Annotated in this window: 11 protein-coding genes; 9 read left to right on the top strand and 2 right to left on the bottom strand. The window is 59.3% G+C overall.

The window, feature by feature from the left end:
• Nucleotides 1-52: 52 nt before the first annotated feature.
• The 5 genes from trxB (at nucleotide 53) to infA (ending at nucleotide 6,130) form a co-directional block, all read left to right on the top strand.
• Nucleotides 53-1,021 carry a thioredoxin-disulfide reductase gene (gene trxB / locus ACL2XG_RS08500; RefSeq protein ID WP_410015916.1) on the top strand — a complete coding sequence of 323 codons (969 nt, stop codon included), beginning with the start codon at nucleotides 53-55 and terminating at the stop codon, nucleotides 1,019-1,021.
• A 531-nt stretch (nucleotides 1,022-1,552) separates the two neighbouring features.
• Nucleotides 1,553-3,316, top strand: coding sequence for a heme ABC transporter permease/ATP-binding protein CydD (gene cydD / locus ACL2XG_RS08505; RefSeq protein WP_413722379.1), 1,764 nt, complete (start codon nucleotides 1,553-1,555; stop codon nucleotides 3,314-3,316).
• A 2-nt stretch (nucleotides 3,317-3,318) separates the two neighbouring features.
• Nucleotides 3,319-5,046: a heme ABC transporter ATP-binding protein/permease CydC gene (gene cydC / locus ACL2XG_RS08510; RefSeq protein ID WP_413722378.1), complete on the top strand. Its 1,728-nt coding sequence runs from the start codon at nucleotides 3,319-3,321 to the stop codon at nucleotides 5,044-5,046.
• A 44-nt stretch (nucleotides 5,047-5,090) separates the two neighbouring features.
• Nucleotides 5,091-5,819 (top strand): leucyl/phenylalanyl-tRNA--protein transferase, encoded by a 729-nt coding sequence (aat, locus tag ACL2XG_RS08515; RefSeq protein WP_410015919.1) that lies wholly within the window; start codon nucleotides 5,091-5,093, stop codon nucleotides 5,817-5,819.
• 92 nt (nucleotides 5,820-5,911) lie between these two features.
• Nucleotides 5,912-6,130 (top strand): translation initiation factor IF-1, encoded by a 219-nt coding sequence (infA, locus tag ACL2XG_RS08520; RefSeq protein ID WP_002211347.1) that lies wholly within the window; start codon nucleotides 5,912-5,914, stop codon nucleotides 6,128-6,130.
• Between the two features lie 205 nt (nucleotides 6,131-6,335).
• Here the strand turns inward: infA and clpA are convergent, their stop codons facing one another.
• Together clpA and clpS are read right to left on the bottom strand one after the other, a co-directional pair.
• Complete coding sequence (gene clpA, locus ACL2XG_RS08525; protein WP_410015920.1) at nucleotides 6,336-8,609, bottom strand: ATP-dependent Clp protease ATP-binding subunit ClpA; 2,274 nt, start codon at nucleotides 8,607-8,609, stop codon at nucleotides 6,336-6,338.
• A gap of 27 nt (nucleotides 8,610-8,636) precedes the next feature.
• A complete protein-coding gene (clpS, locus tag ACL2XG_RS08530) occupies nucleotides 8,637-8,957 on the bottom strand; it encodes an ATP-dependent Clp protease adapter ClpS (protein ID WP_331122169.1) in 321 nt (106 codons plus the stop codon).
• Between the two features lie 367 nt (nucleotides 8,958-9,324).
• Here clpS and cspD point away from each other — a divergent pair, with 367 nt between their 5' ends.
• The 4 genes from cspD (at nucleotide 9,325) to poxB (ending at nucleotide 13,721) form a co-directional block, all read left to right on the top strand.
• Complete coding sequence (gene cspD, locus ACL2XG_RS08535; RefSeq protein WP_132922666.1) at nucleotides 9,325-9,546, top strand: cold shock-like protein CspD; 222 nt, start codon at nucleotides 9,325-9,327, stop codon at nucleotides 9,544-9,546.
• 353 nt (nucleotides 9,547-9,899) lie between these two features.
• A complete protein-coding gene (locus ACL2XG_RS08540; RefSeq protein ID WP_413722377.1) occupies nucleotides 9,900-10,850 on the top strand; it encodes a VirK/YbjX family protein in 951 nt (316 codons plus the stop codon).
• A 153-nt stretch (nucleotides 10,851-11,003) separates the two neighbouring features.
• A complete protein-coding gene (locus ACL2XG_RS08545) occupies nucleotides 11,004-11,903 on the top strand; it encodes a lysine exporter LysO family protein (RefSeq protein ID WP_413722376.1) in 900 nt (299 codons plus the stop codon).
• Nucleotides 11,904-11,999: 96 nt separating this feature from the next.
• A complete protein-coding gene (gene poxB / locus ACL2XG_RS08550; RefSeq protein WP_410015923.1) occupies nucleotides 12,000-13,721 on the top strand; it encodes a ubiquinone-dependent pyruvate dehydrogenase in 1,722 nt (573 codons plus the stop codon).
• Nucleotides 13,722-13,802: the final 81 nt, after the last annotated feature.

The following is a 13,802-nucleotide window of genomic DNA, read 5'->3' on the forward strand; positions in this document are numbered from 1 at the left end:
TTTCTTATCATCGACGAGTTGGGATCTAAGCGGTGAGTTAAACGAGGAAAATATGTCTACGGCGAAACACAGTAAATTAATTATCCTGGGGTCGGGACCGGCGGGATATACCGCCGCGGTTTATGCCGCCCGCGCCAACCTGCATCCGGTGCTGATAACCGGTATGGAACAAGGCGGCCAGCTGACCACCACCACCGAGGTCGAGAACTGGCCGGGCGATCCGGAAGGGCTGACCGGGCCTTCGCTGATGGAGCGCATGTACGCCCACGCCGTAAAATTCAACACCGAAATCATTTTCGATCATATTAACCAGGTCGATTTACAAAACCGCCCTTTCCGGCTGACCGGCGATACCGGTGAATTTACCTGTGACGCCCTGATTATCGCCACCGGCGCATCCGCGCGCTATATCGGCCTGCCGTCGGAGGAAGCCTATAAGGGCAAAGGCGTATCCGCCTGCGCCACCTGCGACGGTTTCTTCTACCGCCAGCAAAAAGTCGCGGTGGTCGGCGGCGGCAATACGGCCGTGGAAGAAGCGCTGTATCTGTCCAATATCGCCACCGAGGTGCATCTGATCCACCGGCGCGATATCTTCCGCGCGGAGAAAATCCTCATCGATCGCCTGATGGATAAGGTCGCCAGCGGCAGTATCGTGCTGCATACCGGCCGCACCCTGGAAGAAGTGGTGGGCGATGAAATGGGCGTGACCGGCGTGCGGCTGAAGAACGTCGTCAGCGGCGTGGTCGACACGCTGGCGGTCGCCGGCGTATTTATCGCCATCGGTCATCATCCCAATACGGCGATTTTCGGCAACCAGCTGGAGCTGGAGAACGGCTATATCCGCGTACAGTCCGGTATTGCGGGCAACGCCACCCAGACCAGCATTCCGGGCGTATTTGCCGCGGGCGACGTGATGGACCATATCTACCGCCAGGCGATTACCTCGGCCGGCACCGGCTGCATGGCGGCGCTGGACGCTGAACGTTATCTGGACGGGTTGGTGCCGGTAAACGATCGGTAAGGGCGTTTCGAGGCGCGGCGTTGATGCGCGGTTCCTGTCGCCACAACCAGCCCGTTTTTTGAACCGCCCGGGACGCGCTCCCGGCGCGACCCTGAGCTTGAGCCGCTCCCGGCGGCTCATCCAGCCGGGCTTTGTGCCGCCAGCGCACGCTATGCCGTTACAACGTCAAAACCACTGTTTGCAACGTTAACGCTTTCTTTTTGTTTTATGTGATATTTGATGCCGGGAGGGGATGGCGCGACTGCCATCCCCTTGTCGCATGCCGGCGCCCGGCATACCATGAAAACGCCCAACTTATGGCATGCGAAAAAGCGGCAGAATTTCATATCCCCACGGCGCCGTCCAGTCGGCTGAAATGCCGTTGCGCCCGCAGGCAAAGGTCCCCTGATAAATGTCATTATTATTTTCACCTCCGCCGCAACAGGGTAATATGTCGGCACGCTGGAGAACGCCTGCCCTTTTCCGGCTTTTCGCTTCCCCACATGGGATTTTCGACTTACATACACATCACACCGGCTGAAATTGTCTTCAATGAATAAAAACCGACAGCAAGTGCTTGTCCGCTGGCTCAAGTCGCAAAGCGCGCTGGTAAAGCGCTGGCTTCGTTTCTCTTTACTGCTGGGCCTGCTGAGCGGCCTGGTTATCATCGCCCAGGCCTGGGTATTGGCTTATCTGCTGCAGGCGCTGATTGTCGGGCAGCAGCCGCGCGAGGCGCTTACGGGCTGGTTTATCGCCATGGCGGCGCTGTTTGCGCTGCGGGCGTTGGCGGGCTGGCTGCGCGAGCGGGTCGGTTTTATCGCCGGACAGGTGCTGAGACGGGAAATACGCCGCCAGGTGCTGGATCGGCTGGAACTGCTGGGCCCCGCCTGGATCCAGGGCAAACCCGCCGGCAGTTGGAGCAGCCTTCTGCTTGAGCAGATTGAGGACATGCAGGATTATTATGCGCGCTATCTGCCGCAGATGTATCTGGCGGGCCTGGTGCCGCTGCTGATTTTACTGGCGGTGTTCCCGGTGAACTGGATGGCCGGGCTGATATTATTTTGCACCGCGCCGCTGATCCCCTTGTTTATGGCGCTGGTGGGGATGGGCGCCGCCGACGCCAACCGCCGCAACTTCCTGGCGCTGGCCCGGCTGTCGGGCTATTTCCTCGATCGCCTGCGCGGCCTGGACACGCTAAGACTGTTTGATCGCGCGCAGGCGGAAACCGAGCATATCAGCCGCGCCACCAACGATTTCCGTTTACGTACCATGGAAGTCCTGCGGCTGGCGTTTCTTTCCTCCGGTGTGCTGGAATTTTTTGCCTCGATTTCCATTGCGGTGGTGGCGGTGTATTTTGGCTTTTCGTATCTCGGCGAGCTTCACTTCGGCAGCTACGGCACCGGCGTCACCTTGTTCGCCGGTTTCCTGGTCTTGATACTGGCGCCTGAGTTTTTTCAGCCGCTGCGGGATTTAGGCGCTTTTTACCACGCCAAGGCCCAGGCGGTGGGCGCGGCGGAATCGCTGGTTGCCTTTCTCGAGACCGACGTGCAGTCGCAGGGCGCGGGTCTCGCCGCGCCCGTCCTGGGCCCCATCGGCCTGCGCGCCGAACAGCTGGTCATCATGGCGCCGGACGGCACGGCGCTGGCCGGCCCGCTGAATTTCACGCTGGAACCCGGCCGGCGATTGGCCATCGTCGGGCAAAGCGGGGCCGGCAAAAGTTCGCTGTTACATGTGCTGTTGGGATTCCTGCCCTACCAGGGTTCATTGCGCGTTAACGGCCATGAGCTGCGCGACCTGTCGCCGTCGCATTGGCGCAGCCAACTGAGCTGGATCAGCCAAGACCCGTTCCTGCCCGCGCCGACGCTGAAGGATAATATCCTGCTCGGGCGGCCCGACGCGGATGCCGCCGTTCTAAAACAGGCGGTGGAGCAGGCCTATATCAGCGAATTTTTACCGCTGCTGCCGCAGGGACTGGATACCGTGCTTGGCGACAATGCCGCGCGCCTGTCCGTCGGCCAGGCGCAGCGTGTCGCCCTGGGACGCGCCCTGCTGCAATCCCCGGCGCTGATGCTGCTCGACGAACCGACCGCCAGCCTGGACGCCCACAGCGAAAAGCTGGTCACGGCGGCGCTGGACCGGGCATCCCGGCGGCACACCACGATACTGGTCACCCATCAACTGGCGGATATCCGCGATTTCGATGATATCTGGGTCATGGGCAACGGCCAAATCGTGCAGCAGGGACGCTATGCGCAGTTGGCCTCTTTACCCGGCCCCTTTGCCGACCTGCTGGCCTATCGTCGCGGAGGACTCTGACTATGCGCGTATTATTCCCCTTCCTGGCCCTGTATCGCCGCCATGCCGGCCAGATTGCCCTGGGCATGCTCCTGGCCATCGTCACGCTGCTGGCCAGCATCGGCCTGCTCAGCCTGTCCGGCTGGTTCCTGGCCGGCTCGGCGCTGGCGGGCATGGCGGGCTTATACAGCTTTAACTATATGCTGCCGGCCGCCGGGGTGCGCGGCGCAGCCATAACCCGCACCGCCGGCCGCTGGGCGGAACGGGTGGTCAGCCATGACGCCACTTTCCGCGTCTTGCAGCATTTGCGCATCTACACCTTTCAAAAAATCCTGCCGCTTTCCCCCGGCGCGCTGGCCGGTTTTCGCCAGGCGGAGCTGCTTAACCGCCTGGTGGCGGATGTCGATACCCTGGATCACCTCTATTTACGCGTCCTCTCGCCCCTGCTGAGCGCTTTTGTGGTGATTCTGGTGGTCACCGTGGGGCTAAGCTGGCTCGACGCCTCCCTGGCCCTGACATTGGGCGCAATCATGCTGGCGGTGCTGCTGATCGTCCCTCCGCTGTTCTATCGGGCCGGGAAGCCGGTGGGGGAAGCGCTGACCCGGCTGCGCGCCGATTACCGGCAGCACCTGGCCACCTGGCTGCAGGGCAATGCCGAACTAACGGTTTACGGCGCCGCCGCGCGCTACCGCGGGCAATTGGACGAGACTGAACGGCGCTGGCAGCAACGTCAGCGGCAGCAGGCCAACCTGGCCGCCCTGGCGCAGGGGATGCTGACGCTGATAACCGGCATGGCGGTCACCTTGATTTTGTGGCTTGCCGCCGCCGGCATCGGCGGCGACAGTCATCCCGGCGCGCTGATTGCGTTGTTCGTGTTTACCACGCTGGCGGCGTTCGAAGCGCTTGGCCCGGTAGCCGGCGCCTTTCAGCATCTCGGCCAGGTTATCGCCTCGGCCGGACGTATCGCCGACGTCATCGGCCGCGACCCGGCGGTGGTTTTCCCGGCCGACGGACCGGCGGCCGGCGGCGATGCCGCGCTGGTCCTCGACGCCGTCGGTTTCCGTTATCCCGATCAGCCGCTGCCGGCGGTTGCCGGGGTGTCGTTGCGGATAAACGCGGGAGAACATATCGCCATCCTGGGCCACACCGGCAGCGGCAAATCCACCCTGCTGCAATTGCTGACCCGCGCCTGGGACGTGGACCGCGGGCAAATTCTGTTAAACGGTCAATCCCTGGCGCGCTGGAGTGAACCGGCGCTGCGCGCCATGATGAGCGTGGTGCCCCAGCGGGTGCATATTTTCAACGCCACGCTGCGCGACAATCTGCTGTTGGGCGCGGCCCAGGCGGACGACGCGCGGCTGGCCCATATCCTTTCGCTTCTGGGGCTGGACAAGCTCCTGGAAAACCAAGGCCTCGACGCCTGGCTGGGCGAAGGCGGACGGCAGTTATCCGGTGGTGAACAGCGGCGGCTCGGCATCGCCCGCGCCCTGCTCCACGACGCGCCGCTGCTGCTGCTCGACGAACCGACCGAAGGGCTGGACGCCGCCACCGAACGGCGTGTATTGGACGCGTTGCATCAGTTGGGCCGGGCCAAGACCCTGGTGATTATCACCCATCGGCTGCAGGGCCTGGATATGATGGATAGAATTTATGTCATGGATCGGGGCGGGATCGCTGAACAAGGCTCCCATGCGACGCTGATGGCGGAAAAGGGGCGGTATTTTCGTTATCACTCTCCGGGTGGCGTATAATTATCGCTAAAGCGGACGGTTGAGGAGAATAAAAAATAAGCGCTATGCGACTGTACCGGCTTTCTCCGGATTCAATACGATTTCCCGCGCCGACATCCGCGCTGCATGAACCCAACGGGCTGTTGGCCTTCGGCGGGGATCTTTCCCCCGAGCGCCTGCTGGCCGCCTATCAACTGGGCATTTTCCCCTGGTACTCGCCGGGGGATGCCATCTTGTGGTGGTCGCCGGATCCCCGCGCGGTGCTGTTCCCGGAGGAATTCCATATCAGCCGCAGCCTGAAACGTTTTCTCAGGCACAGCCCGTTTCGCGTTACGCTCAACCAGGCGTTTGCCGAGGTGATCGCCGCCTGCGCCGAACGGGGCATAGAAGGCACCTGGATTGGCCCCGAGGTGGTTTTGGCCTATCGCCGCCTGCATGCCCTTGGACAGGCTCACTCGGTGGAAGTCTGGCAGGGCGATGAACTGGTGGGCGGTATGTACGGCGTGGCGCAGGGCGCCCTGTTCTGCGGCGAATCCATGTTCAGCCGCCGGGACAACGCGTCCAAGACGGCGTTGCTGACTTTTTGCCGTTTCTTTAGGCAACAAGGGGGAAAACTGATAGACTGTCAGGTATTGAACTCACACACGGCCTCGTTAGGCGCACGGGAAATACCACGACGCGACTATCTGACCCTGCTGAGTCAGTTACACCCTTTAACGCTGGCACCCCATTGCTGGCAACCACAAACCCTCTCTGCCGGCAGCGTAGACAGCGACCCCGATCGTTGTGAATAATGCGGCGTTCTTCATCACTTCTTTACATAATGAGGGTTTTTCGGCATTATCTTGCCGGTTAAAAACTATGGTATTTAAACCTAGAGGATTCGATGGCCAAAGAAGACAATATTGAAATGCAAGGCACGGTACTGGATACATTGCCTAACACCATGTTCCGTGTGGAATTGGAAAACGGGCATGTGGTAACCGCTCATATCTCCGGTAAAATGCGCAAAAACTATATCCGCATCCTGACGGGCGACAAAGTCACTGTTGAGCTGACCCCGTACGACCTGAGCAAAGGCCGCATTGTCTTCCGTAGCCGCTGATAGGCTTCCTTACCGCCGATATGCGCCGTGCGGGCGTTTATCCGCGCCGACCTGATACTCCATAATGATACCTGCCGGTGCCGGAACACGGCCCGGCCCCCTGTCGCGCAGCCGGACCTCGTCCGCCGCCGCTCCGCTGGGGGAATAAAAAAAGGCGATGCAGCGCATCGCCTTTTTATCTTGCCCGTTACCCGCTGATCGGGGTTTAGTGGACCACGCCTTCCGCTTTGCGTTTTTGCGCGCTGAGGAAATGGTAGGTCAGCTCTTTCTTGTCCTTGTTCAGCTCTACGGTGACTGAACCGCCATCGACCAGCGACCCGAACAGCAGTTCGTTGGCCAGAGGCTTCTTCAGGTTCTCCTGCATCACCCTGGCCATCGGCCGCGCGCCCATGGACTTGTCATAGCCCTTGGTGGACAGCCAGTCGCGGGCTTCATCGCTGACTTCCAGCGACACGCCCTTGGCATCCAGCTGCGCCTGCAGTTCCACGATAAACTTGTCTACCACCAATTGGATGATTTCCGGCGACAAGTGATTAAACCAAATCACGTTATCCAGGCGGTTGCGGAATTCGGGGGTAAAGATCTTCTTGATCTCGCCCATGGCATCCGTACTGTTATCCTGCTGGATCATACCGATAGACTGGCGCGTGGTTTCCTGCACCCCGGCATTGGTGGTCATCACCACTATAACGTTGCGGAAGTCCGCCTTACGGCCATTGTTATCGGTCAGCGTACCGTTGTCCATCACCTGCAGCAGCAGATTGAACACGTCCGGATGCGCTTTCTCGATTTCATCAAGCAGCAGCACGGCGTGCGGATGCTTGAGGACCGCATCGGTCAACAGGCCGCCCTGGTCGTAGCCCACATATCCCGGAGGCGCGCCGATCAGCCGGCTGACCGTATGACGCTCCATATATTCGGACATATCAAAGCGCAGCAGCTCGATATCAAGCGCTTTCGCCAGTTGCACCGTGACTTCGGTTTTACCCACGCCGGTCGGACCCGCGAACAGGAAGGAACCTACCGGCTTATGATCCTGGCCCAGCCCGGCGCGGCTCATCTTGATCGCTTCGGTCAGCGCCTCGATGGCCTTATCCTGTCCGAACACCAGCATCTTCAGGCGTTCGTTCAGGTGCTTGAGCACATCGCGATCGCTGGAGGAGACGGTTTTTTCCGGAATCCGCGCGATACGCGCCACCACCGATTCGATATCCGCCACGTTAACGGTCTTTTTACGTTTGCTCACCGGCATCAGCCGGCTGCGGGCGCCCGCCTCATCGATAACATCGATGGCCTTGTCGGGCAGATGGCGATCGTTGATGTATTTCACCGCCAGCTCAACCGCCGCGCGCACCGCCTTGGCGGTATAACGCACGTCATGATGGGCCTCATATTTTGGCTTAAGCCCGGTCAGGATCTGCACGGTCTCTTCCACCGACGGTTCGGTGATATCAATTTTCTGGAAGCGACGCGCCAGCGCCCGATCCTTTTCGAAAATATTACTGAATTCCTGGTAGGTGGTGGACCCCATGACCCGGATCTTGCCGCTGGAAAGCAGCGGTTTGATAAGGTTAGCCGCATCGACCTGACCGCCCGAAGCGGCGCCGGCGCCGATGATGGTGTGGATCTCATCGATAAACAGGATGCTGTTTTTATCTGATTCAAGCTGCTTGAGCAGGGCCTTGAAGCGCTTCTCGAAGTCGCCACGGTATTTCGTGCCGGCCAGCAACGAGCCGATATCGAGTGAATAAATCGTGCAGTCGGCGATAACCTCGGGCACGTCGCCCTGGACGATGCGCCAGGCCAGGCCTTCCGCAATCGCCGTTTTACCGACGCCGGATTCGCCCACCAGCAGCGGGTTGTTTTTACGGCGACGGCATAATACCTGTACGGTACGTTCCAGCTCCCGCTCACGGCCAATCAGGGGATCGATCCCGCCCACCCGGGCGAGTTGGTTAAGATTGGTAGTGAAATTTTCCATACGCTCCTCCCCGCCTGCCTGCTCTTCGTTAACCGGATTTTCAGGGCCGGGTGCCTGCGTTTCATCTTTACGGGTGCCGTGGGAGATGAAATTCACTATGTCGAGCCGGCTGACATCATGCTTACGCAGCAGATAGGCCGCCTGGGACTCCTGTTCGCTAAAAATAGCAACCAGGACATTGGCGCCGGAGACTTCACTGCGTCCTGATGACTGGACATGGAACACCGCGCGCTGCAATACGCGCTGGAAGCTGAGCGTAGGCTGCGTATCGCGCTCTTCGTCACTGGTCGGTAAGGTCGGTGTGGTCTGTTCGATGAATGCTTCGAGCTCCTGGCGTAACGCCACCAGGTCAACCGTGCACGCCTCGAGCGCTTCCCGCGCAGAAGGGTTGCTGAGCAATGCCAGCAGCAGATGTTCCACGGTCATAAACTCATGCCGGTGCTCGCGCGCTCTGGCGAAAGCCATATTTAAACTGAGTTCCAGTTCTTGATTGAGCATTGGCACCTCCCCAAATTGATTGCCTGTTCAGGCCTTTTCCAGCGTACAAAGCAACGGATGCTCATTTTCCCGGGCATAACGATTAACATGAGCGGCTTTGGTTTCGGCGACTTCGGCGGTGTAGACTCCGCAGATAGCCTTGCCGTGATAATGAACCGTAAGCATCAGTTGCGTTGCACGTTCAACATCATAAGAAAAGAACTTTTGCAGTACGTCAATGACAAATTCCATCGGAGTGTAATCGTCATTGATAAGTATCACTTTATACATTGATGGGGGTTTTACCGCATCTTTCAATAGGTCTTCGGCAAAATTCTGTTCGCCTGGCCTTTCGCTTGTGTTACCCATCGCCTTTCCGTCAATACGTTGCTCTTTCTTGATATACCGCTGCAACCGCCGGCTACCCCGGAGCGCAGCCCCATCATGGTTAACAGTCTACCATTAGATGTTCAAAACCGCCGCCTGCTAAAACCTATAACAATAATAGGATTTTGATCGCGACCGGCGCCTTGAGATTTTGTCAAAAAAGCGTCAATATCGTTACCTGCTTCAAAGTTTAGTAATGTCATCAGCCAACTCCTCCAGCATCCTCTTGACCTGTGCTTCCTATCCTCTAGAGTGTACTTGCGTAAGCCGCTGCTGTTTTGACCAATCAGGCTTACGACGTCAACAATCCTCATCACATATAAGATTCGGTTGCGAGGGATGTAGAAGCATGGAGACGGGTAAAGTAAAATGGTTCAATAACGCCAAAGGTTTTGGGTTTATCTGTCCTGAAAGCGGCGGCGAGGATATATTTGCGCATTACTCAACAATCCAAATGGACGGTTATCGCACGCTCAAAGCCGGGCAAGTGGTCAGATTCGACGTTCATCAGGGTCCCAAGGGGAACCATGCGAGTCTGATTGTGCCTGTTGAAACCGAGACTGTTGCCTGATGACGCGCCTCGCGATTAATGCCTAAGGATGCTAGTGAAATGCCAGTGAATCGCTGGCATTTTTTTCGCAAGCTGGTCCCTGCATACTCAAGGTATAACATTTTTCTTTTAAGACGCAAGCATAATTATATCAGTAGCAATCACTAAATCGCCTTAGGTTTTCCCCGCGCGCGCTGATTCCCTCCTCCCGCCATCTCACCCCCGGCTGACGCGATATCCTGCGGTCCAAGCCCTGCACCATAAACATATGGTAAACAAGTTATTATCTCTTCTTCATCCCCCCGCCATATTGACCAACCGTTTAACAAGGCCTTGTTGAAATAGGCTTTTGTTTTAAACCAGGTCATACAGATATGTCACAGCTTGTATCCAGTCTGGAAAAACCGGATTCATTAACCGGTTGGCAATTGGCGCTGGCCCTGTTTTTCGGCAAGCTGATGCCGGGCGCGGCTTGGGCCCGCCCGGTTTATCGCTGCAAGTTCATGCTCCGCTATCTCTGCACGTTCGCGTATTCCGCGCCCTGGCTGGCATACCTGGCGCAATCCCCGCTGTTGCCGCAGATGCTCGCCTCACAGCCGGGGCTGCCCTGTAAGCTGCACCGCCCCTATCTCGCCGCGAACATGCGCCGTAAACAACGGCTGGACGCCCTGCTGTTTCACTACACCTATACCCAGGCGCACCTCCCCCCGTCCCTGCTCAACGGACACCTGACGGGCGCAGGCATCATCCTGGCGGAGCTTGCGGCCAGGGACGGGCGGCGTTTTTACCTGCGCCTCGACTCGCTGGACCATTTAAACCGCGAAGGCGAGGCCACCGTGCTGCTTACCGATGAACACCATGTCATGCTGGCCGAGATAACCTTTGCCATTACCCCCGGCCAGGGTGCCACGCTCTTTATCGGCGGCCTGCAGGGGGCGGGGCGGCAGGTGGCCCACGAGGCGATACATGCCGCCACAAAATCCTGCCACGGCCTGTTTCCCAAGCGGCTGGCGCTCGAGACGGTAATGCTGCTGGCGGCCAACCTGGATATCCAGCGCATTCTCGCCGTGGGCAATAATAGCCATATGTACCGGGCGCGGCGTTACTCTTCTAAAAAAAGGCGGTTCCTGCACGCTGACTACGACAATTTCTGGTTATCCCTCAATGGTCAACGCGACGAACAGGGTTATTTCCATCTGCCATTAAGCATCCCGCGCAAGCCTCTGGAAACAGTGCCCAGCAAAAAACGCGCCGAATACCGACGCCGATATGAGCTGCTGGACCAGCTTGCCCGACAAATCAACGCGCATTTCGCCAGGGACTAGCCGGCTGCCGCCTGGTCCCAGGCGGCAGCGCCGTGCGTACTTATCACGTTCATCCGCGCAAGACACCATCGCCCCACGCCGCCTTTACAGTTATCCCGGTTTTGGTTAGTTTAAGGCAGCTTTCCCCGCCGCACAAAAGGATGTGACCCCACTATGTATTCCGGCCTGTTGATTATTCTCATTCCTTTACTCCTCGGCTACCTGTTGCCACGCCTGCGCCAAGGGGTGCTGCGGGCCGCCAACCGCCTGTTGAGCGCGATGGTCTATATCATTCTGTTCTTCATGGGCATCAGCCTGGCATTTTTAGATAACCTGGCCAGCAACCTGTTGCTGATTGCCTGGTATGCCGGCATCAGCGCCCTGTGCATCCTGACGGTTAACGGCGCCGCGCTGTGGTGGCTGGAGAAGCGCGCGCCCTGGCCGGCGCCCACCCATCAGGACACGCCTCCCTCCCGGCTGCGCATGGCCATGGATTCGCTCAAGCTCTGCCTGGTGGTGGCGGCGGGATTTGCCATCGGCCTGACCCAATGGCGCTGGCTCAGCGTCGCCTCGCGCGCCAGCGAATTCGCCCTGATCCTGCTGCTGCTGCTGGTGGGGATGCAGTTGCGCAACAGCGGCATGACGCTACGGCAGATACTGCTGAACCGGCGCGGCGCCAATATCGCCCTGGTGGTGGCTGCCAGCGCGATGCTCGGCGGCGCCGGCGCGGCAATGATCCTTGGGTTGCCCCTGCTTACCGGACTGGCCATGGCCTCTGCTTTCGGCTGGTATTCCCTTTCCGGCATTTTAATGACCGATGCCTTTGGCCCGGTGGTGGGCAGCGCCGCATTTTTTAACGATCTGATACGCGAGCTGCTGGCCATCATGCTGATTCCCGGGCTGATGCGCCGCAGCCGCAGCGTCGCCCTGGGCCTGTGCGGCGCCACGTCGATGGATTTCACGTTGCCGGTGCTGCAACGCAGCGGCGGCCTGGAAGTGGTGCCGGCGGCCATTGTGCACGGCTTTTTATTGAGCCTGCTGGCGCCGGTTCTTATCGCGCTATTCTCCGCCTGACCGGCCAGGCACTGCACTTCCCCGTTTAAAAGGACTAAGCTTTACCGGCATGGGATTTTTTTGTCTTAGTCCCGACTCATTTTAAAGGGGAAAGCCATGAAACAAACCGTTGCGGCAGCCATTGCCAAAACCCTCGAGCAAGCCGGCGTCAAGCGTATCTGGGGCGTCACCGGCGATTCGCTTAACGGCCTGAGCGACAGTCTTAATCGCATGGGCACCATTCAATGGATGGGCACCCGTCATGAAGAGGTGGCGGCCTTCGCCGCCGGGGCGGAAGCCCATGTCACCGGTCAGCTGGCGGTGTGCGCCGGCTCTTGCGGGCCGGGCAACCTGCATTTGATCAACGGGTTGTATGACTGCCACCGCAACCAGGTGCCGGTGCTGGCGATTGCCGCCCATATTCCCTCCAGCGAAATCGGCAGCGGCTACTTCCAGGAGACCCACCCGGAAGAACTGTTCCGCGAATGCAGCCATTACTGCGAATTGATTTCCAATCCGGAACAACTGCCCCAGGTGCTGGGCATCGCCATGCGCAAGGCCATTCTCAACCGCGGCGTCTCGGTGATCGTGCTGCCGGGGGACGTGGCGCTGAAACCGGCGCCGGAAGACTATCAGCCGTCATGGTATACCCCGCAGCCGTCCCTGAGTGTCCCGCCGGTGGGCGAATTGGAAAAACTGGCCGCGGTGCTGAACCAGGCGGAAAATATCACGCTGATGTGCGGCTGCGGCTGCGCCGGCGCCCATGATGAAGTGGTCAGGCTGGCCGGACTGCTCAAGGCGCCGATCGTCCATGCGCTGCGCGGCAAGGAGCATTTGGAGTGGGATAATCCCTATGATGTCGGCATGACCGGCCTGATTGGCTTCTCATCCGGTTATCATGCCATGATGAACGCCGACACGCTGGTCCTGCTGGGGACCCGTTTCCCCTATCGCGCCTTTTATCCCACCAACGCCAATATCATCCAGATTGATATCGATCCGGGCAGCCTGGGCGCCCATTGCGCGGTGAATATGGCGCTGGTCGGCGATGTCAAATCCACGCTGGCGGTACTGTTGCCGCGCTTGACGGAGAAAACCGGGCGCCATCATCTTGATCAGGCGCTGGAGCATTATCACGCCACCAGGGGGGATCTCGATGCCCTGGCCAAACCCAACGGCAATAAACCTATTCATCCGCAGTACGTGGCGCAGCAGGTCAGCCGCCTGGCCGCCCGCGATGCCATCTTCACCTGCGATGTGGGTACGCCGACCGTATGGGCGGCACGCTATCTGGAAATGAACGGGCAGCGCCGGCTTATCGGCTCTTTTAACCATGGCTCCATGGCTAATGCCATGCCGCAGGCCCTGGGCGCTCAGGCGGCCTATCCCAAGCGCCAGGTGGTCGCCCTGTGCGGCGACGGCGGCTTCACCATGCTGATGGGCGATTTTTTATCCATGGCGCAGATGAAGCTGCCGGTTAAGATCGTGATTTTCAACAACAGCGTGCTGGGCTTTGTCGCCATGGAAATGAAGGCGGGCGGCTATCTGACCGACGGCACCGACCTGCAGAACCCCGATTTTGCCGCCATCGCCCGCGCCGCCGGGATCAAGGGCATCCGGGTGGAAAAATCCGCTGATCTTGACGCCGCGCTGGAAGAGGCGTTTGCCACCGACGGACCCGTGGTGGTGGATGTGATTACCGCCAAGGAAGAACTGGCCATGCCGCCGCAGATTAAATTCGAACAGGCAAAAGGTTTCAGCCTGTATATGCTGCGGGCCATCATTAACGGCCGCGGCGATGAAGTGGTAGAATTGGCCAAAACCAACTGGCTGCGCTAGGGCCCGGTATGATACGCCCGGCATCAGGGTCCCTTTGCCGGGCGGCGGCATCATTAGGGCACAGGTGTTAACGCCCGTATC

Origin of the sequence: Sodalis sp. RH24 (assembly GCF_047324145.1) — a bacterium.
Taxonomy (GTDB): Bacteria; Pseudomonadota; Gammaproteobacteria; order Enterobacterales; family Enterobacteriaceae; genus Acerihabitans.

Coding starts and splice junctions, on each gene's coding strand:
- cspD (WP_132922666.1), top strand. CDS start 9,325: ATGGAGACGGGTAAAGTAAAATGGTTCAATAACGCCAAAGGTTTTGGG.
- clpA (WP_410015920.1), bottom strand. CDS start 8,609: ATGCTCAATCAAGAACTGGAACTCAGTTTAAATATGGCTTTCGCCAGA.
- poxB (WP_410015923.1), top strand. CDS start 12,000: ATGAAACAAACCGTTGCGGCAGCCATTGCCAAAACCCTCGAGCAAGCC.
- infA (WP_002211347.1), top strand. CDS start 5,912: ATGGCCAAAGAAGACAATATTGAAATGCAAGGCACGGTACTGGATACA.
- trxB (WP_410015916.1), top strand. CDS start 53: ATGTCTACGGCGAAACACAGTAAATTAATTATCCTGGGGTCGGGACCG.
- cydD (WP_413722379.1), top strand. CDS start 1,553: ATGAATAAAAACCGACAGCAAGTGCTTGTCCGCTGGCTCAAGTCGCAA.
- ACL2XG_RS08545 (WP_413722376.1), top strand. CDS start 11,004: ATGTATTCCGGCCTGTTGATTATTCTCATTCCTTTACTCCTCGGCTAC.
- clpS (WP_331122169.1), bottom strand. CDS start 8,957: ATGGGTAACACAAGCGAAAGGCCAGGCGAACAGAATTTTGCCGAAGAC.
- aat (WP_410015919.1), top strand. CDS start 5,091: ATGCGACTGTACCGGCTTTCTCCGGATTCAATACGATTTCCCGCGCCG.
- cydC (WP_413722378.1), top strand. CDS start 3,319: ATGCGCGTATTATTCCCCTTCCTGGCCCTGTATCGCCGCCATGCCGGC.
- ACL2XG_RS08540 (WP_413722377.1), top strand. CDS start 9,900: ATGTCACAGCTTGTATCCAGTCTGGAAAAACCGGATTCATTAACCGGT.